Below are 22,311 nucleotides of genomic sequence, written 5' to 3'. Positions count from 1 at the left end.
TGATATGATGAATATAGCTAAATATTCGCTGGAAAACACGAAGGTCGTTTATTTCTTTTTGGCCATATTGTTAGTCGGGGGAGTTTTATCTTTCGATCTACTGGGGAAAAAGGAGGATTCGCCTTTTGTGATCAAGACAGCGGTCATTATAACGAGATACCCGGGGGCAACCCCGAGCGAGGTTGAGCAGTTAATCACGGAGCCGATCGAGCGAGAAATTCAATCCATGCGCCGGGTACACAAGATTAAATCGGATTCCTATTACGGGATGTCTAAAATACAAATCGAGTTGAGCCCGGCAACCCCGCCGGAGGAGATGCCCCAAATGTGGGACGAGTTACGGCGTAAGGTGCTGAACATTCAACCGTCACTGCCACAGGGAGCTTCGACGATTAGCGTGTCGGATGATTTCGGTGACGTGTTCGGGATATACTACGGGCTGACGGCCGGAGAGGGTTTTTCTTATCACGATTTGCGGGAGTGGGGACAAAAATTGAAGACTCAGCTTGTTTCCGTGGACGGGGTGCAGAAGGTGGCCTTGTACGGTGAACAGACGGAGGTGGTGAACGTGTTTATCTCCATGTCGAAGTTGGCGAATTCGGGGATTGATCTGAACTCTTTGATACAGACGATCAAGTCGCAAAATTCTCTGATTAACACGGGAGAGAAACGGGCAGGAAATTTGGAATTGAAGATATTGGCCGACGGGACGTACAAAACGCTAGATGATATTCGTAATCAATTGATCGTGACCCAGACGGGACAACAGGTTCGGCTGGGGGATATTACCACGATAGAAAAGGGGTACATGGACCCGCCAAACAGTTTGATGCGGGTGAATGGTAAACGGGCTATCGGCATCGGTATCTCGACCGATCCGGAGCGTGACGTGGTGAAGACGGGGGATAAGGTGAAGGAGCGATTGAGCCAGTTGGAGGAGTTGATGCCCGTGGGAATCGAACTCGTGACCCTTTACCCGGAGAACGAGATTGCACGGGAGGCAAATAACGGCTTCTTGTTGAACTTGGTGGAGTCCGTGGTGATTGTGATCTTTATCATTTTGCTGGTGATGGGGACCCGTGCCGGGTTACTGATCGGTTCCTCGTTGATTTTCTCGATCGGTGGAACGATGCTGATCATGCAGTTTATGGGAGTCGGGTTGAACCGGACGTCGCTGGCAGCTTTTATTATAGCAATGGGTATGCTGGTGGATAATGCCATCGTGGTGACGGATAATGCCCAGATATTGATTAAGAAGGGTATGCGTCGGCGAGATGCTTTGATCAAGGGGGCTACGGTTCCGCAATGGGGATTGCTGGGGGCCACGCTGATTGCTATATTTTCTTTTTTACCCTTGTACTTGGCGCCTTCTTCGGTGGCAGAAATGGTGAAACCTTTGTTTATCGTGCTGGCAGTTTCGCTGGGATTGAGTTGGATTCTGGCGTTGACGCAGACGACCGTGTTCGGTAATTTTATACTGAAGGAGAATTCCGGAGATTCTAGTAAAGATCCTTACGATACGAAGTTCTACAACAGGTTTGTTTCCGTGTTACGGGGATTGATCAAGTATAAGGTGATCACGATTGTTTCGGTGGTCTGTTTGTTCTTGGTGTCCATGTATATCATGGGGATTATGCCGCAGAATTTCTTCCCGAGTATGGATAAACCTTATTTCCGGGCAGATTGTTTCCTGCCGGAAGGGTTCAGTATTCGGGAATCGGAGGATATGATGTCGGATATTGAGGCTTATTTGCTGGATCAGGATGAGGTGGTGAACGTGTCGGTAACAATCGGGGGATCACCATTACGATATTATCTGGCAAGTACATCTTTCGGGCCGAAAGCGAATTTCGGGAATCTGTTGATCGAGGTGGAGAAAAAGGAACAGTCTCCGATCGTGGAGGAGCGTTTGAATACTTACGTGCGGGAGAATTACCCGGATATGTTGATTCGTTCCTCTTTGTTCAAGTTGTCCCCGGCGGTGGAGGCCGCCATCGAGATCGGTTTTATCGGGGAGAATATCGACACGCTTGCCGCCTTGACGGAACGGGCGATGAATATCATGCGAGAATGTGATATGGTGACGGATATTAGAAGTAGTTGGGGAAATAAAGTTCCCGTTTGGGAACCGGCCTACTCGCAGGAACGAGGACAACGCCTAGGGATTACCCGCCAGTCGGTAGCTTACGCCTTAAAAATTGCCACGAACGGGTTGGCTATCGGGGATTTCCGAGAGAAGGATTTGTTTATGCCGATATTGCTGAAGGAGGACGGGTTTGATAGTAAGAATTTGGATAACATGAAGACGCTGCCCGTGTTTGCCACGTCGGGGTTCACGGTGCCTTTGGCACAAGTGGTGGATAGTTTTGCCTACGATTATCATTATAACGTGATCAAACGGTATAACCGGGACCGGGTGATGATGGCGCAATGTGATCCCAAGCGGGGTGCGAATACGAAAGCGGCTTTCTCGGAAGTGTGGAACAAGGTGAAAAGTATGGATATGCCGGAAGGTTACCGGATGAAAATATTCGGGGAGGATGAGAGTCAGGTGGAGTCCAACGAGGCTTTGGCTGCCAATATGCCGTTGACGTTTATTTTGATGTTTATCGTGTTGCTATTGCTTTTTAGAACCTACCGGAAACCGACCATTATATTGCTGATGGTGCCGTTGATTTTTATCGGGGTGGTCTTCGGCTTGCTGGTGATGGGGAAAATGTTCGATTTTTTCGCTTTATTAGGTGTGTTGGGATTGGTGGGGATGAATATCAAGAACGCAATCGTGCTGGTGGACCAAATCGGTATCGAACAGGAGAACGGGTTGGCCCCGCTGGATGCTGTGTTGCAGGCCACGAAGTCAAGAATCGTTCCGGTGGCAATGGCTTCGGGTACGACGATATTGGGTATGCTGCCCTTGTTATTTGACGCTATGTTTGGCGGGATGGCAGCTTGCATCATGGGTGGCTTGCTGGTAGCCAGTTTGTTGACTATCGTGGTGTTGCCCGTGACGTATTGTTTGATATTCAGAATAAAAGCGGAGTGATTTTAAATTTTAGATTTAATGATTTTAGATTTTAGATTGAACTCCTCCGGCCTTCGGCCACCTCCTCTATAAACAGAGGAGGAGCTGGTACTCCTTTCACAAACAAGGAAGTAACTCAGCTCTCCCTCTGCCAGAGAAAGCTAAAAGGTAAAAGTTAAAAACTAAAAGTTGAATTTTAAGTGTATGAAGGTTTTTGTTATTACAATAGGAATTTTATGGATGACGTTGGGGAGCGGAATAGCGCAGACTTTGACGGTCGAGGAGTACCGGGCGAAGGTGCTGGAGTATAATCAGGACATCAAGCAATCGCGAGAGGCTGTTAAGGCGGCGATATATGCGTTGAAAGGGGTAAAAACGGGATTCTTTCCGAAATTGCAATTAAGCGGGAATTATTCGTATCAGATAGAAGACGTGGAATTTATGCAGGGGGTTGATTTGAAACACAATAATTATTCGGCGGAGGCGGCATTGTCGCAGAACGTGTACGCGGGGAGTATGGTACGCAAGCAGCAAGAGGCGGCGAAGTTACAGAAAGCGATTGCCCGTTTGGGGGAAGAGTTGACGACGGATAATATTGTTTACGCGGCAGACGTGAGTTATTGGACGTTGGCGGCTAACGAGAGTCTGTTTTATATATCCCAAGAGTTCGTGTTGATCGTGAAGGAATTGGACGGGATTGTACAAAAACGTTTTGACGAGGGGGCGATTAGCAAGACCGACTTGCTGATGGTGAAGACCCGCTTGAAGGAGGCGGAGTTGCAAGAGTCTACCCGGAATATGAATTACCAGACAGCGATGCAGTCGTTTAAAATCATGATGGGGGTTCCTTTAGAGGAAAAGTGGGTTATTATTGACTCGATCCAGAAGCCGGTGATCGTTCCGGGTTTACAATCGTTGGAAGTGGCTTTGAAACGGAGAGCCGATTACCAGATTGCCGTGCAGGATTTTAATTTGACCAAGCAACAGACCAAGATTATACGTTCCAAGTATCTGCCGCAGCTGGCCGTGGGGGTGAAGGAGACGTGGGGTACGCCATTGATTAATGTTTCCGGTGACGAGAAGTTTGCGACGGTGGCTTTTGCGAAGTTGAGTATGCCTATTTTCAACTGGGGAGAGAAACGCCAGTACGTGAAACAGAATCGGGCGATGGAGACAAGTAAGGAGTTAGCCATGAGTAAAGTCGAGGATCAAGTGAAAGAGGAACTGGCAAATGCTTGGGTGAAGTTGAACGAGAACTGGAAACAGGTGGAGATTGCTAATTCTACGCTAGAAATTGCCCGGGAGAATTTGAAATTGAATACCTTTAGCTATAACGAAGGGAAGTTACCGATTCTGGATGTATTGTCTTCGCAGGCGACTTGGTTACAAGCCTACACGAACGTGGTTTCGGCGAATTACCAGTATAAGGTGGCGTACGCGGAGTATGTGAGAATTTTGGGAGGACGGTAGGATTTATGATTTCGGTCTCGAATGGTTGGTACTTTTTAATTGTAAATCGTAATTCATAAATCATAAATTAATTCAGTTGTAAATTAAGGGTCTTTCCCTTGTTTTTGTGATTTTTTGGAGATCATGAGAACAGGGGAAAAATTATGTTGTTTTTTTTCGGGTTTAGGGGGGATTTATAGCAAGAAATTGTATTTTTGCAAATCAATGGATAATACGGTATTAAAAGTTTGAGAGATATGACGATAGAAAAAATGCTTACTCAGCAGGTGCTGGAGGCCGTAAAGGCTTGTTATGGGGTTGAATTAACCGAGAAAGACGTACAGTTGCAGGAAACCCGGAAAGAATTTGCCGGTGATTTGACGGTGGTCGTTTTCCCGTTTACCCGATATTCCAGAAAATCGCCCGAGGAAACGGCTAAAGAGCTGGGAGAGTATTTGAAACAAAATATTGAAGAGGTGGAAACCTACAACGTGATCAAGGGATTTTTGAACGTGGTGATTTCTTCTGCTTACTGGATCGAGGTGTTGAATGACGTGGCAAAAGAGGAGAAGTACGGTTATGCGAAGGAGCCTAGCGGGAAGACCTATATGATTGAGTACTCTTCACCGAACACGAATAAACCCTTGCATTTGGGACATATCCGGAATAATTTTCTGGGATGGTCGGTTTCTGAGATTCAGAAGGCAAATGGGCATAACGTGATTATGGTGAACTTGGTGAATGACCGGGGGATCCATATCTGTAAAAGTATGATCGCGTGGGAGAAGTTTGCCAACGGTGCTACTCCGGAGAGTACGGGAACTAAGGGGGATCACTTCGTGGGAGATTATTACGTGCGTTTTGACAAGGAGTACAAGGCGCAGATCAAGGAGTTGATGGAGCAGGGCAAGACGGAAGAGGAGGCAAAGAAAGAGGCCCCGATATTGTTGGAGGCTCAGGAGATGTTACGTAAGTGGGAAGCCGGGGACGAGAAGGTGGTTTCCTTGTGGCGGACCATGAACGATTGGGTATTGAAAGGTTTTGACGAGACCTATAAAATGATGGGTATCTCGTTTGACAAAGTATATTTCGAGTCACAGACATACAAGAAAGGGCGTGACCTCGTGTTGAAAGGTTTGGCTGATGGCGTACTTTACCGGAAAGATACCGGAAGCGTGTGGGCCGATCTTACCGGTGATGGGTTGGATCACAAGTTGTTGTTGCGGGATGACGGGACTTCTGTTTACATGACGCAGGACATTGGTACGGCATACGATCGTTTCAACGAGTTTAATATGGATCAGGAGATATACGTGGTGGGTAACGAGCAGAATTACCATTTTCAGGTGTTGTCATTGGTTTGTAAGAAGTTGGGATTCGATTGGGCCGACAAGATCAAGCATCTTTCTTACGGTATGGTTGAATTACCGGAGGGGAAAATGAAATCCCGTGAGGGGACGGTGGTGGATGCCGATGATTTGATTGACGAGATGATTCACACGGCTCGTACGACTTCCGAGGAGTTGGGGAAACTGGACGGTTACACGAAGGAAGAGGCCGAGGACGTGTATCGTAAGGTTGCTTTGGGGGCGCTGAAGTATTTTATCTTGAAGGTTGATCCGAAGAAGACCATGATGTTTAACCCGAAGGAATCTATTGATTTTAACGGGAACACGGGTCCATTTATCCAGTACACCTATACGCGTATTAAGTCTGTTTTGCGTAAAGCGGAAGAGGCCGGGGTAAAGATCGTTCCGGGAGATATTCACACGGCATTAACCGAGAAGGAACAGAATTTGGTTAAGCTGATTGCTAAATTGCCCGCGGTCGTGAAGGAGGCAGGGGATAATTATAGTCCGGCGTTGATCGGGAATTATGCTTACGAGCTGGCGAAGGAATTTAACCAGTTCTATCATGATTACTCTATACTGAAGGAAGAAAACGAGCAAGTGCGTAATTTACGTTTGCTACTGGCACAGCAATGTAGCGTGGCAATAGAGAATGCCATGGGTATGTTGGGAATAGAGATGCCGGAAAGAATGTAAGAAGATCGCCTGCGGCGAGTTGCAGGTTTACAGGTTACAAGTTGGTGTTAAATTGAATAAAGATGAGAAAGATTGAAGCTAAGAATATAGACAAGAACGTGATCAAGTTGATCGGTCAGGATTGGATGCTGGTGACGGCTGGGGATCAGGAGAAGTTCAACATGATGACGGCTAGTTGGGGATCGATGGGGTATTTGTGGAATAAACCCGTGGTGATGGTGTTTGTGCGACCACAACGTTACACGTTCGAGTTTACGGAGAAAAAAGATGAGTTTACCTTGTCGTTTTTTGACGAGAAGTACCGTCATGCATTGAATGTATGTGGTTCTGTTTCCGGGCGTAACGTGAACAAGGTGCAGGAAAGCGGGTTGACGCCCTATTTCACGGAGGCCGGGAACCCGGCTTTCGAGGAGGCAACATTGGTGTTGGAGTGTAAGAAATTATATACTGACTTCTTGAAGGAAGAGGCTTTTCTGGACAAGAAGATCGTGGATAGCCAGTACGGCCAGAAGGATTTCCACAAAGTGTACGTGGCCGAAATTGTTCATGCTTGGGTGAAGGAGTAGCTGATGGATTTATGCACGTATCATAGTCATTGTAATTTTTGTGACGGGAAAGCCCCGGCGGAGGATTTCGTGAAGGCTGCCATCGAGGCGGGATTCCATAGTTACGGGATCTCTTCACACTCACCACTTCCTTTCGAGACCCGTTGGTCTTTAAGCAAAGGAAACGTGGAGGTTTACTTGACGGAGATAAAGCGTTTGCAGGAGAAATACGCGGGGCAGATTGAGCTTTATGTGGGGATGGAAATTGATTATCTGAATGATGATTGGGGACCGGCAGTAGAATATTTTCAGCGTATGCCGCTGGATTACCGCATTGGTTCCGTGCATCTCGTGACCGAGGAACAGACGGGTGAGATCATGGATATGGACGGGAAGTTCGAGGATTTTAGGGAGAACTTGCGTTTGGTCTTTCATGATGATCTGAGATATCTCGTGGAGGCTTATTTCAAGGCGTCTTCCCGGATGGTGGAGTTGGGTGGTTTTGATTTCGTGGCGCATTTGGATAAAATATCCATGAACGGTTCACTGATGGATAGCACGTTGACGGAACAGGAGTGGTATAACCGGTTGTTGTGGGATTACATGTCCTTGATAGCGAAGAAAGGCGTCATGGTGGAGGTGAACACGAAAGCATACACGAAGAAGGGGATGATGTTCCCCAATGTGAAGTATTTCAAGTGGTTGAAAGAGTTGAATATTCCCGTGATGGTGAATTCTGACGCCCATTTGCCCCAGCTGGTAAATGACAACCGGGCGTTGGCATTCGAGTGGTTGCGGGAAGTCGGAATAAAAAGCACGATGCGCTTGCATCAGGGTGCGTGGGTAGAAGTACCAATAGATAATAAATAGTGTAATGAATAAATTTCTGATTCTATTAAGCAGTTTGTTTGCGTTGACTTTCTTCGGTTGTAATAACGATGAAGAGGAACTCGATTTGATTGATACATTGGAAAATGAGAAGATCGCTATTCACGAGTACTTGAGTCAGATTACTACGCCGATTCTTTATCTTGAGTATTATAGCGTGAAAGGCATGCTGATCGATACCGTCTTTATTTTCAATTACGATAATAGTGGCGAGGTTGCGAAAGATACAGGATGGGTGTTGATGGATTACGAGAAATTCTATCTAAATGGGGATAAATTGGATACGACATCTCCCGAACAGGGTGATTCCACGTTTACTTATGCTTTTGGAGGACCGGTACTTTATCGTTATGACACGATCAAGAAATATGATTATGTGGCGGAAGCGTTTCGGCATATTAGTGTTGGAAGTATGGGAGGAGAAATGATTGTACCCTCTATTTTAGCCGGAGATAAGAATAATTACGGGAAACCGTTACATTATAAGTTAAAGGCACATAAGCTCATTAACGATGTGAAAGTGAATGAGTATAAGTTGATTCGAAGTTATCTAGTAGACGTTATAGGCGTGGAGAATGCTTTTGTTGACTTTCCTACGCGAGAAATTTCCTCTATTGGAGAGCGGGATACAGTTACTTATACGGCTATTTTGGAGAAAGGAACTGGCGATCGAGATATTCAAGTAGGGGATTCTGTTTTGTTGGAAATGGATTATGGTTTGCTGGATGACGTGGGATTACAAAATCGGGTGTTGAGAAGTATGGGACGTGATTCTATTTATTTCTTGTTTAATGAGACTTGGCAGAAAAATTATCCGACAGGGTTGGTGAAAGGATTACAGCATTTACAAGCTGGAGATTCTGCACATATTATCGTGCCTTATGGAATGGCTTACGGTGCGGTAGGTACAACCCGGGAAATAACTTTCCGAGATCGTACTAAACTTAAACAATATTTAATTCCTCCATACTCAACGTTATGGTATTGGGTACGGATTCGTAAAGTGGTTCCACCTAAAACGGAAGAAGAATAATTTGAAAAATAACAGCTAAATAAAAACGGAAAATGAAAAGTAATTATTTATTTATGATGTTTTGCCTTTTGGCAAGCGGATTCATCGGGTGTTCCGATGATGATGGCGATAACTGGAAGAAAACATTTGAGGATGAGCAGGCTAGGATTAAAGATTTCGTGTATAGTAAGGATTCCGATCCGAAGATCTTCACGTATCATTATACTTACTTGAAAGAAAATATCGAGGATTACGCTTATTTGTTTAATTACCAGAAAGAAGGAAAGAAAGCAACATATGGTGATTTCGTTTGGATTAACTACACGCAAAGGAGCCTAACGGGAAATGTTATCGACTCTTCAGACCCGAGTGTTGCCGTTGGTGCCGGAGTTTCTCCCTATTATACTTTAGGTGGACCGATTTTGGTACAAATGAATACGGATAAGGATAAATATACAGATCCGTTATCAGATATTTTAATGAATATCCCGGAAGGAACAACGGGGAGTTCAATCGTTTCGAGTATTATGAGCCTTTCAACAGCTTTAGTTTATCGGGAATATACCGTGGAGGGTATCGTGAAGGAGGATAATCTACTTGCTTTTGAGAACGAAATGATCAAGCAGTATATCAAAGATAACGATTTAACAGTTTCTGAAACTGTTTATTTACATGAAGGGGCAACCGACACGATTGCTTTAATTGTCAAGACAAAAAAGAATTTGAGTGGAAAGTCTATTCAAGCGACGGATAGTGTTACCGTGTGGGCGGAGGGAAAGATTTTAGATGAATATAATACTCCTTTACGACAATTCATGAAAATGGAGAGTGATGATGAGGTGAAATGGTTTTTACCGAATATGATAAAGGGAATCTCTTTGACTTTGCCCGAACTTAGAGTTGGGGAAGAGGCTATTATCCTTTTTTCATCTGGTATGGGATATAGCTATAGCGGATTGCGAGAGTATGATGGTTCTTATGTCATCCCGGCTTATTCTACTTTATTGTTTAAAGTAAAGATTATTGATACAAAGGAGAATCCTAAAAAGGAATAAATTATCATGAATATAGATTTGGAAAACACGCTGGCGCTTGCGGTGGCATGGGCGAAAGAGGTAGGGGAAATTCAATGCTCTTATTTCAGAAGTGGACACTTGGAACTTGAAACGAAGTCAACGGTACATGATGTCGTGACGAAGGTGGATAAGCTAAGTGAATCCATGCTGATCGAGCGTATCGGCAAGTGTTTTCCCGGTCATAGTGTGTTGGGGGAAGAAAGTGGGGAACATGATGCTCATAGCGACTATCTGTGGGTGGTGGACCCTTTGGACGGGACAAATAATTATAGCCAGGGATTACCCGTGTTTTGCGTGTCTATCGGGCTTCAATACCGGGGAGAGACGTTGTTAGGAGTTGTGTACGCTCCGTACTTGAACGAGCTGTACACGGCAATCCGAGGCAAAGGGGCTTTTCTAAACAATGCCTCGATCCACGTTTCCGACAAGACGGAACTCGATCGTTCCGTGCTGGCTACGGGTTTCCCTTACGACAAGGGAATACATCCTGTGAATAATATCGACAATCTAAGTCGTATTCTGCCACATCTGCGGGGAATACGGCGTATGGGATCTGCCGCTTACGATCTTTGCGGGGTGGCGGCCGGGTTTCTGGACGGGTACTGGGAACTGGGTTTGAAACTTTGGGACGTGTGTGCCGGAGTACTTATCGTGCAGGAGGCGGGTGGTCATATTGAATCCTTCCGGGAAGACCGGGGTATCGCCATACTAGCCGGAAATGCAGGGATCGTGAAGAATATGAAAGAGTATATAAGTTAAAGGGGCTGGAAAGTCCCTTTAATTTTAGTCTTTAAAATTTATTCTACATTACTTTACCTCGAAAGTTCTATTTTGGCTCTCATATTTTTGATTTTCTCTCTTCGGATGAGGGAAAGTAGATGCCTTAAATTGCCTCGCTTGACGGCGACAAAGGAGTGATGGTCTTTGACTTCGATTTTACCGATGTCTTCTTTTTTTAAGTTCCCTTTTTGGCAGAGGAAACCGACGATGTCCATTTTGTTGACCTTGTCTTTTTTCCCTTTGCCGATGTAGAGGGTGGACCAGAATGGTTCTGCCGGGGCGGGGTATTTCCCGACGGGGTAGTAGGTTTCCGGGATTTCGGTCAGGAAATCTGGGCGGGATTCATCCCTGTTGAGTAGGAGGAAAGCAGTACCGGAGGCATTCATCCGGGCGGTTCGACCGTTACGATGGGTGAAGGATTCTGGTTTTTGGGGGAGGTGGTAGTGGATGATGTATTTTATTTCCGGAATGTCTAGACCGCGGGAGGCGAGGTCTGTCGAGATGAAAATGTAGGTACTTCCATTGCGGAATTTACACAGCACTCGTTCGCGTTCTTCCTGTTCCATTCCCCCGTGGAAATACTCGTTATTGACACCTTTATCCCATAGGTAATTGCTCACTTCTTCCGCCCGTTCCCGGTAGTTACAGAAAATTAGGGTAGGGCCTTCTTCTAAATCACATAGTAGCTTGTAGAGCGTGTCGAGTTTGTTGTTATTTTCGATGTACACGCTTTTGAGTGTTAACTTGATCGGTGCGGCACCTTCAAGAAAATCCAGCACGAGAGGGTTTCGTAGGCCCGTGAATTCCGGTATCTCGATGGCCGATGTTGCGGAGGTTAAAACACGTTTTTGTAGGTGTGGCAAGTGCGAGAAGATGGTTTCCATATCTTCTTGAAAACCGAATTCCAGAGCCTTATCAAACTCATCGAGAATGATGGTGGAGATCGAGCCCGTGTCAATTGTCCCCCGGGTGATGTGGTCGAGTATGCGGCCCGGTGTCCCGATAACCAGCGTGGGCGTGTATGCCAAACTGCGACTTTCCATGTTGATGTCATGTCCCCCGTAACAGCATACTACCTTGAAACCGCTTTTCAGGGAACGGAATACTAGCTCTATCTGCAAAGCCAGTTCTCTCGATGGAGTTAGGATGATGGCCTGTGCTTTCGTGTTATTCGGGTCAAGGTTTTCCAGCAAGGGTAACAGGAAGGCCAAGGTTTTACCTGATCCAGTGGGAGAGAGCAGGATGATGTGGTCGGCTTCCCGATGAGCTTTCAGCGAGGCTTCTTGCATTTCGTTCAACGAAGATATTCCAAGGGCTTGAAGGGAAGAAAACATGGTAATTTAGTGATTTTAGATTTCATCGATGGGATCACTGAATTATTAGGCTATTCAGTTTTTTCATGATTTTTGGGCGAGAGAATACGATTTTAGCCTGTCGGTAACCTTCGTCCACTATTTTTTCGATGTTATTGAGGTCGAACATGCTGTATCGGCTGATGTGTTTCGGCACGATAACGATGTCACACAAGCGGGTATCGATGTTCATATTCGACAGAATGCCCATGTGGAAGGAACGTTCCGCAAGGTGGACCATGCTTTTGATGTGGTTACAGGGCTCCAGCGGGTCGATATGCACGCCGATAACTGTTTCACACAGATCTCGGATCGGGCGCACGGGTAGGTTCATGAATACCCCACCGTCCGAGTATTGGTGGTGATTGATCGTGACAGGTACGAACACGATCGGTATGGAACAGGATGCTAACACGCAGGGGACTACTTTGCCCGTGCTGAAATGCGTAGGTATGCCCAAGTTCATGTTGGTGGCGGTGACCACCAACGGTATTTGTAATTCCTCGAAAGTTTCAACATGAATAAACTCGGATAACCTTTTTTCCATTCCGGTCATGGTCATGATTCCGGTTTTGGAGACTAAAGGTCGTGCAAAGTCGAGCAGTTTTCTGTCTTGAAAGAATTTAAGCCCGTCCTCTGCCGAGTGACCGGATGCAAATATAAGCCCGGCTATCGCTCCCGCACTGGTTCCCGAAATGATATCCGGTTTAATTCCCAGCTCCTGCATTGCCTTGTAAACGCCTAGATGGGCGAATCCTCTGGCTCCTCCTCCACTTAATGCCAAACCTAGCTTGTATGGCCGTTTTTGTTGATTATTTTCCATGTGGTTAGTGTGTGTAATAGACTAAAAAAGGGGCTTATGCCCCTTTTTTTATTTTACTGTAGCCATGTGAGCGATTAACTCGATAACTTTGTTGGAATATCCCCACTCGTTGTCATACCAAGAAACGAGTTTCACGAAGTTAGAGTTTAACGCAATACCTGCTTTAGCATCGAAAATAGAAGTGCGGGCATCACCCAAGAAGTCAGAAGAAACAACGTCTTCTTCGGTATAACCGAGGATGCCTTTCAGTTCGTTTTCAGAAGCCTCTTTCATGGCAGCTTTAATCTCTTCGTAAGTTGCAGCTTTTTCCAGACGGCAAGTCAGGTCAACAACAGATACGTCCAATGTCGGAACACGGAATGACATACCGGTTAATTTGCCGTTTAGTTCCGGGATTACTTTACCTACAGCTTTAGCAGCTCCGGTAGATGACGGGATGATGTTGCCGGCAGCGGCACGTCCACCTCTCCAGTCTTTCATAGAAGGACCGTCTACAGTTTTTTGGGTAGCGGTGGTAGCGTGTACGGTGGTCATCAAACCTTCAACAATACCGAATTTATCATGCATTACTTTCGCCAGCGGAGCCAAACAGTTTGTGGTACATGATGCGTTAGAAACAATAGTTTGTCCGGCGTAGGTTTTGTGGTTTACACCCATCACGAACATCGGGGTATCATCTTTTGACGGGGCGGACATCACGACTCTTTTTGCCCCGGCTTTCAAATGAGCTTCTGCTTTTTCTTTCGTTAAGAAAAGTCCGGTTGATTCAACTACATATTCTGCACCCACCTCGTTCCATTTCAAGTCTTCCGGGTTTCTCTCTGCTGTAACACGGATAGCGTGTCCGTTTACAACGAGTTTTCCATCTTTAGCCTCAACGGTTCCGTTGAAACGACCGTGCATGGTATCATATTTCAACATGTAAACCATGTAGTCGACATCGATAAGGTCATTTATTCCAACGATTTCAATATCGTCTCTTGTCATTGCAGCTCTAAAAACCAGACGGCCGATACGTCCGAATCCGTTGATACCAACTTTAATCTTTGACATTTGTTTTTTTATTATTTGGTTAATAATGATGTTAACTCTCTCGTTTAATGTCGTAAACTCACACAAAAGTATGGATAAAAAAATGAAAAACAAAGAACTTTTAGATTAGTTATACGCGAACGTTTTTTTTCTTAAAAAAGTTTGCGCAAACGTTTTAAATATTTATCTTTGCCCAGCAATTGAAGGAAATGTTTTTTGCTTTTATAAGTGTAGTAAATTTATTGTTAGTGTGTTAAAAAGAGGCCGACGGGCCTCTTTTTCTATTTAGAGCATTGATCATTTAATGCGTATTAAATTCCTTTTATTTGTTTGATGATTAAAACTCTTTTGGTAGCAGGAGATACTTTGTAGCGATCGTCTATGCGATGGCCGACCACCCAAATGATGTCCTTGCCAGATTGTAAGAGAAGGCAGTCTTTTTTCTGCTTGGCGCTGAATTTCAAGTCTGTGAAAAAGTCGCTCAATTTTTTTTTACTACGTTTCATACCGAGAGGACAGAACCAGTCACCCATGGACCAGTGGCGTAATACGAGAGGATACGTGATTTTATCGAGGTCAAAACACCCTGTGTCAAGGTCACGGGGAACGATAAAAGAGTCATCGATGTCTTGTTCTTCGAGCCGGAAGATGCTATCATCGACGTGGTATTCTCCACTATCTGCCAAAAGAGTGCGTTTGTCTTCTTTTTCTAAGATATTGAACAGCCGCCAGTAGATCCTACCTTTCGTAAGTAAGTATTCTTCTGCCTCGAATTGTTTGCCGGGGATGGCGTCGCTGCTTTCAAGAATATCCTCGATTTGCGTGGCGTTAAAACCATAGGGCCGTAGGATCTCGAATAGGAGTGTGTAAGGGGCCGGGGCCGCCAGTGTTTTTTGTATGTCGATAAGGGTTTCCCCGTTTTCTTCACTAAGTACTTCCTCTTTCAAGCGGTCTATACCGTAGCGGTAAATTTGCTCCACTTCCTTGAGGGTGTTACAGTTCTCCCGGACCGTGTTGAGGAACGAGGGATTGATGTCCTTGCACACGGGGATGATCATGTGGCGAATTTTGTTCCGTACGTAGTCGAGCGAGTTGTTGGTGGAGTCGGTGCGATACCCCAGTTGGTTTTGCTCGATGTAAGTAAGGATCTCTTCCCGGGAACGGGACAGGAGCGGACGCAGAATACGCTCTTTGACAGGACGGATACCGGTGAGACCCTTGATGCCGGTTCCGCGGCATATATTAATAAAGAGAGTTTCGGCGAGATCGTCGGCATGGTGTCCCACGACAATGTAGTCCATTTTTTTCTTTTGGCGCATTTCTTCGAACCAGTCGTAGCGCAATTCCCGTGCGGCCATCTCTATGCTGATACTTTTTTTCTTGGCGTATTCTTGGGTGTCAAAGTGTTTTACGCTCATAGGGATACCGTAGGTTTCACAGAACCGTTTTACGAATTGTTCGTCCATGTTCGACTCTTTGCCTCGCAGGTTGAAGTTGCAATGCAAGGCGTGTATGCGTAGATTCAAGTACTTGAATGCGTGGAGTAAAGTGATTGAATCGGCCCCCCCGCTAACGGCAATGATAAATCCCGCTTTCTCGTCAATCTCGTGTTCCTTGAGGAACTGTTTTATTGTATCCAACATAACCTCTTTCTTTAATGAATAGCCTAAATTAGCGATTTTTCCTGAAAGAAGAAGGGAAACACGAATAAAAATGATGATTTTATTTTACCAGAAACGTTGTTCCCCGTTTTGTATCGTGAATACACGCTCTTCCTTGCCAGCCGTGTGATTGCGCAGCCAGTAAACCGCATTCGATGGAACGTTTTCAAATTCAACGGAATAGCCCGTGGCGATTTTACAACCGAGAGATTGCCAACCACCGAGGTCAAAGTATAATAGCTCGTACTCGTTTCCGGGGTACACGCCGTTTGCGTCGTTGCGGGGCAGGTAGATGATTTCCGACACGCTGACGGGGTGGTCGAAGTCCACGACGAGCTGGTGGGATATTCTCCCGTGAGAAAGCGGGTCGTTGTCGAAGATGTTGGCGAGGCGGGCTCCTCTACCTTCGGGGTCAATGCTTTTTCCTGTTAGGTTTAGACCCCGCTTGTCCTTGAATCTCCACTCGGCGAGTTCCACAATCTTGGTATGGTTAAATCGCCAGTAACGGTATTTTTGCGTGGTGTCAACCGGAACGATTTCGGGTTGCATGTTCGGGTTGTGGGTGACACTGTGGATGGTTACGGGGTTTCGGAATGTTGGATCGTTCGATGCTTGAAACCTTGCCCCAACAAGGGCGTTGCCGTGGTACACTTTGTTGTGATGTAAAGGATATTTACGGGTGAGGGTGAGAGTCTGTCGTCGTGTCGTGTCGGGACGTAATGTGACGGTTGTCCCGTTTGCCCGCAGGATGAAGGGATAGGCGAAGTTTCGCTGGTATTCCTTCTCGAAATAGACGGGGAAATACACGATGTTGGGACCCATGGCGTGAAAGCGGGCTTTGTCTTGTTGCACGTCGCTCCAGTCGACGACCCGGAGTTCCCGCCCGTTGAATATGGCGAGATAGGCGTGGCGTGCCTGCAAGGGGACAGTTGCGGAAACCGTAACATCCGAGGTGTGCAGGTATTTGTCGGTGACATCTCGGTTGAAGGGGTTGGTGAAAAACGGGGGAATGTATTCGTCCTTTTCGGGAACGGGAATGGGGTTGGTCGAGTACGTGCGGCGATATACTTTCGGGGCGTTTTTCATCTCTATCTGTCCGGCGAGTATGTCCTTGTTTTGGGTATCCATGACGACCGTCCATTCGTGGAATCCGTTCATGTCGGCCCAATAGGGGACGTGGTCTATGGCTGCGGGAATACCTACCATACGATATGCCAGTAGTTGTAGTTGGCTAGAAAAGACACATTCTTTAGCAGAGAAGGGGATTCCTGCTAGGTTGTCCTTTCCGGAATCAAGTCCTAGGGCGTGACCGTAAACGATCTGCGCCATGTTATAGGGGGAGTGTTTTTGGTTATCAAAGTAGCGTCCTGCCTCTTGCAGGCGTTCCCTTAGCCGAGAATCTATGGAATCCCGCCAATAGTCGAGGGGTTCGTTACCAATCCGGTAAGGTAGTAAATATTCAAGGAAACTTTCAAGAGTGAGGTCTTCGAGCCAAGGACTATTGGTCCATAGCCGGAAGGCTTGGTCAATTTGGTGAATGAGGTAGTCGGCTTTCACTTGTTCGAGGTCCGGTTCCGCCCTGAGTTGCTGGCGGGAATGGGGATAACGGAGGGGTTGCATGAGGATGACTTTCTTCATCAAGTAAGGGGTCCCCGTGCTGTCGATGATGCGTTGGAGTTGCCGAAGGTAGGGACCGTCGAGGGAATAGTGACCTAGCATGTTCTCGATAAGGAAAATAGCCGCTTTTAGTTTGAGGCTGTCGCAGGCATAGTGGTCCAGTACTTTTTGGAGTTCCAGCTTGTTGTCTCCGGCAAGTTGCAGGGTTTGTTCGAGCCGGGAGGTTGCTTCCCGGCAGGAATATAGGAATATTACTAAGAGCAGGTAAAAAATAAGGCGCACGGTCTGTTTTTGTTTGCTGGTTAATATTATAATGCAAATGTATTTAATTTATTCAAGAATGATTATTGAAAATATTATTTATCTTTGTAAAGAACCAAATAAAGAAAAGGTCATGAAAAGGGTATTTATTTTTACGGTTTCCTTGTTGGTACTGGGAACTTTAGCAAGAGTTAACGCTCAGGAAAAGGAGACGCTGGTAAAAGTCGGGGATGATGTTCCCGAATTTGTCGTGGAGATGTTTGATGGACAAAAGATCAATATTAAGGATTTAAAGGGGAAGATAGTATTAATTAATTTCTGGGCTACGTGGTGTCCTCCTTGTCAAGAGGAGTTGAAACGGGTGCAGAAGGAGATTATTGATCGCTTTAAAGGGAAAGATTTCGTGTTCTTGGCTATTTCTCGCGAGGAGAGTAAGGAGCAGGTGAAGAAGTTTCGAGAAAGAAATGGATACACGTTCCCTATGGGACTTGATCCGGAACGTAAGATTTATTCGAAGTTTGCCACGGCAACCATTCCTCGAAATTTTATCATTGATAAGAAGGGAAAGATCGTGGAGATTGAGGTCGGTTATACGAAGGAGGCTTTTGCGAAGATGATTGAGAAATTGGAGAGATTGCTAAAGTAGGAATTTTGATTGATGATTTTTAATGGCTCTCGTACTGACTTATAATAATAATTTGTTAGTACGAGAGTTTTTCTTGTTACGTGGAAGTGTAAGTGGGTGTGGCTTGATTAAAATGCTTTAAGGAAAGATTGGAATTCTTTTGAGAGGAAGTGGCATATTATTCGTTAAATGTAATATCTTTGTCTTTGAATATAAATAAAGGATCGTTTATTGCGCCTCTCTAGATAGTGCTATTTTAACATTTTTATTCATATCTCTCAAAGCACAACTAGATATAAATCAAACTCATACATCAAAATCCATCCTTGTAAATAATAAATGCAATAAACGATCGTTCTTTGCTATTCCTAAAGAGGATGAGGGGGATAAAAGGAACGAACGTGTATAACTAGGAATTAAATGAGTGTAAAGGTATTTTTATTGTTCTTTTCTCTCCTGTCTATCCCGGGAGAAGGAGCGACGAGATATGTTCCCGTCGAAGAAGTATCGGATAGTGTACGTGTATTTCGTTTTGTTCCTTGTAGAGCAACGTTTTACGTGCATTTTGGATCTAATAATGTAGAATTGGATAGTATTCTTTCTATGGCAAAACGCTATCAGGAAGATATTGAGGCAGGGCGTATTATGTTGCAGTTGGATAGTTATAGTACATCTCTTTCAACTGATGAGGAAAATCTGAATTTAGCGTTACTTCGTGCTAACGAAGTGAAAAAAGCTATTGCTTGGCGTAGAAGGTTAACAGATCGTTGCTTTGTGGTGCATACCCACTCCACGTTGTTGGAAAATACACGTGAGGTCGTGACCGTGCGTTTACTGGTAAAAGTAGGAGAAAAGCAAGGAAAGAATGTTGCTTTATCCGAGGTTCAAGATCCTAAAAAGACTAAAGTTCGTGATCACGAGAATTCATCTGTTTTGTCGGAGAATAATGTTGTCACGTTACCTTTAGCCTCGGTGGAAGTATCACCTGTTGTGAAACTGTAGACTATTTGTCCGGTAGAATTCGAGTTTCTGGTTGTATTTTGATGATTTCCCGGTAAGGTATTGCTTATTATATTGTTATGGCGTGAGTCATGGTGATGCACAAGCAATATGTTACAGGGAAATTTTTTATTCTTGTTTATAATAAACCCTTTTACTGAGTTTGAAGGTTAATTGCTTCCCATCATCATTGATGAAGGCCTCGTTCGTGAAACTCGTGAGGGGATTATTGGTGAATTGAATTTCGTTCTTGTTTAAAAGAAACCACTTTCCGGTAGCATCACGGGAGGAGTTTGTACTTAGATTATAAATACAGAACGTGTAGGTGTAGTCGGGATGTAGTGAGAACGTGAACCGTTCTGTTGGCTTGATATTGTTGGGTACATAGGTTATGTAGTCTCCCGTGAGGTGTGTGCCACGTGGATTTGTTCCGGGGTGTAAGCTGATGATTTGAGTAACGGTAAGGCCGCTCATGGAAGTGTGTTCAACATCGTTCGCCGGGGAGAGATGTCCGAGTAATTGAACGCTGACGTCCTTCCCGGTAGGTAGCTTTAGCGCTAAATATTGTTCTGCCAATTGGGTCGTTATTTCCCCGTTATTGATGGTGAACGTGGAACCTGTGGCTTGATCTTTTAAGGTTGCTTTATCTGTTTGATACTGGTATTCTCCAGCGAAGTAATAATTATTAGTAATGGCAGGTGTTGCGGCAAACGTGCTGTCCGGTATGTTGGAGGCTTTACCTTGAGTTTTGTCCTTACATCCATTGAGAAGTACCATGGGTAAAAGTAGCGTGATCAAAATCATTGTTTTCATATTCTCCTGTTTTTACCGTGTTAAACGGAAACGACAGAGGAATGTTCGGATAGGATGATTTTTACACGAGTTTCATTTTTTCGAGTAGGATGGATGCATTCATGTTTTGACTGATACCGGGTTTCAGTTTATAATCATAGGCAATGTCATCATCCGTGTGCGTGATTTCAAAACACCGGTTAAAGAAATTGTCCGGTATCGTGTTGGCAAGTTCTCCGAGTTCGAGGTCATGCGTGGCAACAAGTCCGGCAACAGGTAACGTGAGTAATTTTTGAAGGAAACGACGGGAGCCGTTCAACTTGTCCCGGGAGTTAGTCCCTTTTAAGATTTCATCCAAAATGATAAACAAACGTTCTTCGTGTTGTGCCATATTGACAAGTTGTTGTAAACGGAGTAATTCGGCATGGAAATAAGAGGTTCCTTTCGCAAGGTTATCAACGGTACGCATACTGGTAAAGAGCGCCATAGGTTGGAATTCAAAACTTTCAGCCCGAACGACAGCTCCGCAACAAGCAAGTACAAGATTCACCCCTATCGCACGTAAGAAAGTGGATTTCCCGGCCATGTTCGCTCCCGTGATAATATAGAATTCATGTAATCGGGTGACTTCGAAATCATTGGTGACGCATTCAACGGCGGGTAGGAGGGGATGACCAATGGCTGTACCTCGTAAAAGTTGATTGTCTCCGGGAGTAGGATGGATAAAATCGGGATGGTTATACTTGTAGTTGGCCAGACTGACCAGAACGTCAAGTTCTCCCGTGATTTCCACCCAAGTCGGGATGGCCGCGGCATAGCGGCGTTTCCAAGCAACAAGGCGCTGGATAAGGTGCAATTCCCGCATGAAAAGCCCGTTCATGAACATGGCAACCACTGCATTGGAGCGCTGGTCGAAACTTTCCTGTATTTTATGCAGGGAACGTAGAGCCTCGTCCGCGTTGTATGTTTCGTTGAATAGTTGTTGACGCAATGTTTTTAATTTGGTGGAAGAACAGGTAAATGTAGAAAAATGTCCGATCAGTTCGTGAAGGTTACTGAATGAACGGGTGAATTCATCCAGACGCATGTGAGTTCGCAATGTTTTTTGAGCCGGTAAATAACTACAAAAAAGGGATACGCAGGAAAGGAGTAATGGAATATTTAACGTGAGTATGGAGGCAATATACAATATCCATGCGGAGACCGTCAGTACCGGAAGAATATACAGGAAAGGGCGTGTCCAGCGAGGTAATCCGACTTGTTCTCGCTGCCATTGTTCGATTTGTTGCATGGCCATGTGGGTAATGCGTTGGCTGTTGCCTTTGGCTCGGAAAACGTGACACCATTCCGGCTCGCGGGCAAATTCTTCGATGGCTTGTTGGCGCTCGATGATGGGTTGCCCGGATTTTAACGGGTGGAGCAACCATTCCCGTAGCTTCTCTCTTCCGTGGGGCGTGACCGTACGGTTGACGGATTGGAAAAGGGAATCTTCCCCGAATATGTCGAGATCGTGAGCGTAAGGGTGAGATGGATCTTTGTACTCCTCGCCTGTCGGGAGGTTTTTAAAGTTTCCGGCAAGATATTCCAGTTCCACACGGGAACATTCTTCAAGTTTGTGCAGGAATTGTATCTCTTTTAATAATTTGGTTTCGAATATATTCGTGATAATGAATAGTGCTATGGCAGCAATAAAAGCGATGAGATAAGGCGTGTATCCTGTGTTGGCGAAGGTATATATGAAATATATGGCTAACAGGAATAAGAAGACTTTCGTGAGGGTGATACCGTTACGCCGTTGTCTGTGTTTTTTTTAGAGGATCGTAAGGCGTGATATTTGTGCTTGATAGTATTCTTTTGGCTGCTGCATAGTATGAATGTTATTTATTGCAAATATAGTTTTTAACCTTGATATATTAAAGTGACGGGAGAAAAATGGTTTATCGTGAATTTTTTGTATAAAAATCATTGTAGAATTAAAAACAAAGGCTATATTTGCACCCGCAATCAGAAACAACAGTGGTTGTTTTTAAATCTGGTTCGGTAGTTCAGCTGGTTAGAATACATGCCTGTCACGCATGGGGTCGCGGGTTCGAGTCCCGTCCGAACCGCAGAGATGCCTGTTAGTCGATCGATTAACAGGCATCTCTCTTTTTATTGTGTTGTCTCTTCAATATACTCATTGGGTTGATTGTGGATAGTGTATCTGCCCGATATGTGCTTTAAAAAGGATGGAAATAAAAAAGAGTTCCGAATATTTACTCGAAACTCTTTTTCTTGGCGGTCTGGACGGGACTCGAACCCGCGACCCCATGCGTGACAGGCATGTATTCTA

General features: G+C 45.1%; 17 protein-coding genes and 1 tRNA gene. 11 read left to right on the top strand and 7 right to left on the bottom strand.

The features are described from left to right. The first annotated feature begins 7 nt into the window (after positions 1-7). The 8 genes from QVC79_RS09500 to QVC79_RS09465 all read left to right on the top strand — a co-directional run bounded on the left by QVC79_RS09500 (position 8) and on the right by QVC79_RS09465 (position 10,796). Positions 8-3,043 carry an efflux RND transporter permease subunit gene (locus QVC79_RS09500; RefSeq protein WP_270593394.1) on the top strand — a complete coding sequence of 1,012 codons (3,036 nt, stop codon included), beginning with the start codon at positions 8-10 and terminating at the stop codon, positions 3,041-3,043. A 183-nt stretch (positions 3,044-3,226) separates the two neighbouring features. Beyond that, the gene (locus QVC79_RS09495) at positions 3,227-4,492 is read left to right on the top strand and encodes a TolC family protein (protein WP_270593114.1); all 1,266 of its coding nucleotides are present in this window, start codon (positions 3,227-3,229) and stop codon (positions 4,490-4,492) included. Positions 4,493-4,728: 236 nt separating this feature from the next. Then, positions 4,729-6,516: an arginine--tRNA ligase gene (argS, locus tag QVC79_RS09490; protein ID WP_270593115.1), complete on the top strand. Its 1,788-nt coding sequence runs from the start codon at positions 4,729-4,731 to the stop codon at positions 6,514-6,516. A gap of 62 nt (positions 6,517-6,578) precedes the next feature. Then, positions 6,579-7,082, top strand: a complete 504-nt coding sequence (locus tag QVC79_RS09485) for a flavin reductase family protein (protein WP_124317105.1) — start codon at positions 6,579-6,581, stop codon at positions 7,080-7,082. Between the two features lie 3 nt (positions 7,083-7,085). Next, complete coding sequence (locus QVC79_RS09480; protein ID WP_270593116.1) at positions 7,086-7,931, top strand: histidinol-phosphatase; 846 nt, start codon at positions 7,086-7,088, stop codon at positions 7,929-7,931. Between the two features lie 4 nt (positions 7,932-7,935). Beyond that, positions 7,936-8,982 carry an FKBP-type peptidyl-prolyl cis-trans isomerase gene (locus tag QVC79_RS09475; protein WP_270593117.1) on the top strand — a complete coding sequence of 349 codons (1,047 nt, stop codon included), beginning with the start codon at positions 7,936-7,938 and terminating at the stop codon, positions 8,980-8,982. Between the two features lie 32 nt (positions 8,983-9,014). Next, positions 9,015-10,016, top strand: a complete 1,002-nt coding sequence (locus tag QVC79_RS09470; protein WP_270593118.1) for an FKBP-type peptidyl-prolyl cis-trans isomerase — start codon at positions 9,015-9,017, stop codon at positions 10,014-10,016. Positions 10,017-10,022: 6 nt separating this feature from the next. Then, positions 10,023-10,796, top strand: a complete 774-nt coding sequence (locus tag QVC79_RS09465) for an inositol monophosphatase family protein (RefSeq protein ID WP_270593119.1) — start codon at positions 10,023-10,025, stop codon at positions 10,794-10,796. Positions 10,797-10,849: 53 nt separating this feature from the next. Here the strand turns inward: QVC79_RS09465 and QVC79_RS09460 are convergent, their stop codons facing one another. From QVC79_RS09460 to QVC79_RS09440, 5 genes are all read right to left on the bottom strand, one after another. Beyond that, on the bottom strand, positions 10,850-12,151 hold the full coding sequence (locus tag QVC79_RS09460; RefSeq protein ID WP_270593120.1) for a DEAD/DEAH box helicase: 1,302 nt from the start codon (positions 12,149-12,151) through the stop codon (positions 10,850-10,852). 34 nt (positions 12,152-12,185) lie between these two features. After that, on the bottom strand, positions 12,186-12,992 hold the full coding sequence (locus QVC79_RS09455) for a patatin-like phospholipase family protein (protein WP_270593121.1): 807 nt from the start codon (positions 12,990-12,992) through the stop codon (positions 12,186-12,188). A 48-nt stretch (positions 12,993-13,040) separates the two neighbouring features. After that, the gene (gene gap, locus QVC79_RS09450) at positions 13,041-14,045 is read right to left on the bottom strand and encodes a type I glyceraldehyde-3-phosphate dehydrogenase (RefSeq protein ID WP_118301982.1); all 1,005 of its coding nucleotides are present in this window, start codon (positions 14,043-14,045) and stop codon (positions 13,041-13,043) included. A gap of 290 nt (positions 14,046-14,335) precedes the next feature. Further along, a complete protein-coding gene (gene tilS / locus QVC79_RS09445) occupies positions 14,336-15,667 on the bottom strand; it encodes a tRNA lysidine(34) synthetase TilS (protein WP_270593122.1) in 1,332 nt (443 codons plus the stop codon). Between the two features lie 84 nt (positions 15,668-15,751). Continuing rightward, positions 15,752-17,584: a hypothetical protein gene (locus QVC79_RS09440; RefSeq protein ID WP_270593123.1), complete on the bottom strand. Its 1,833-nt coding sequence runs from the start codon at positions 17,582-17,584 to the stop codon at positions 15,752-15,754. Between the two features lie 112 nt (positions 17,585-17,696). Here QVC79_RS09440 and QVC79_RS09435 point away from each other — a divergent pair, with 112 nt between their 5' ends. Next, positions 17,697-18,209: a TlpA family protein disulfide reductase gene (locus QVC79_RS09435; protein WP_270593124.1), complete on the top strand. Its 513-nt coding sequence runs from the start codon at positions 17,697-17,699 to the stop codon at positions 18,207-18,209. Between the two features lie 399 nt (positions 18,210-18,608). Next, positions 18,609-19,190, top strand: a complete 582-nt coding sequence (locus QVC79_RS09430) for a hypothetical protein (protein ID WP_270593152.1) — start codon at positions 18,609-18,611, stop codon at positions 19,188-19,190. Between the two features lie 126 nt (positions 19,191-19,316). On the opposite strand, the gene QVC79_RS09425 is transcribed toward QVC79_RS09430, so the two are convergent. After that, complete coding sequence (locus QVC79_RS09425; RefSeq protein WP_270593153.1) at positions 19,317-20,000, bottom strand: hypothetical protein; 684 nt, start codon at positions 19,998-20,000, stop codon at positions 19,317-19,319. A 61-nt stretch (positions 20,001-20,061) separates the two neighbouring features. Continuing rightward, entirely contained in the window at positions 20,062-21,573 is a 1,512-nt protein-coding gene (locus QVC79_RS09420) for a MutS-related protein (protein ID WP_287642469.1), read from the bottom strand. Positions 21,574-22,013: 440 nt separating this feature from the next. Here QVC79_RS09420 and QVC79_RS09415 point away from each other — a divergent pair. Continuing rightward, a tRNA-Asp gene (locus QVC79_RS09415) sits at positions 22,014-22,087 on the top strand. Positions 22,088-22,311 lie beyond the last annotated feature (224 nt).

Source organism: Butyricimonas sp. (assembly GCF_019423355.1).
GTDB lineage: Bacteria > Bacteroidota > Bacteroidia > Bacteroidales > Marinifilaceae > Butyricimonas > Butyricimonas faecihominis.
Note: the sequence above shows the minus strand (reverse complement) of the source record. Positions and strands in the feature narration are given on the sequence as shown.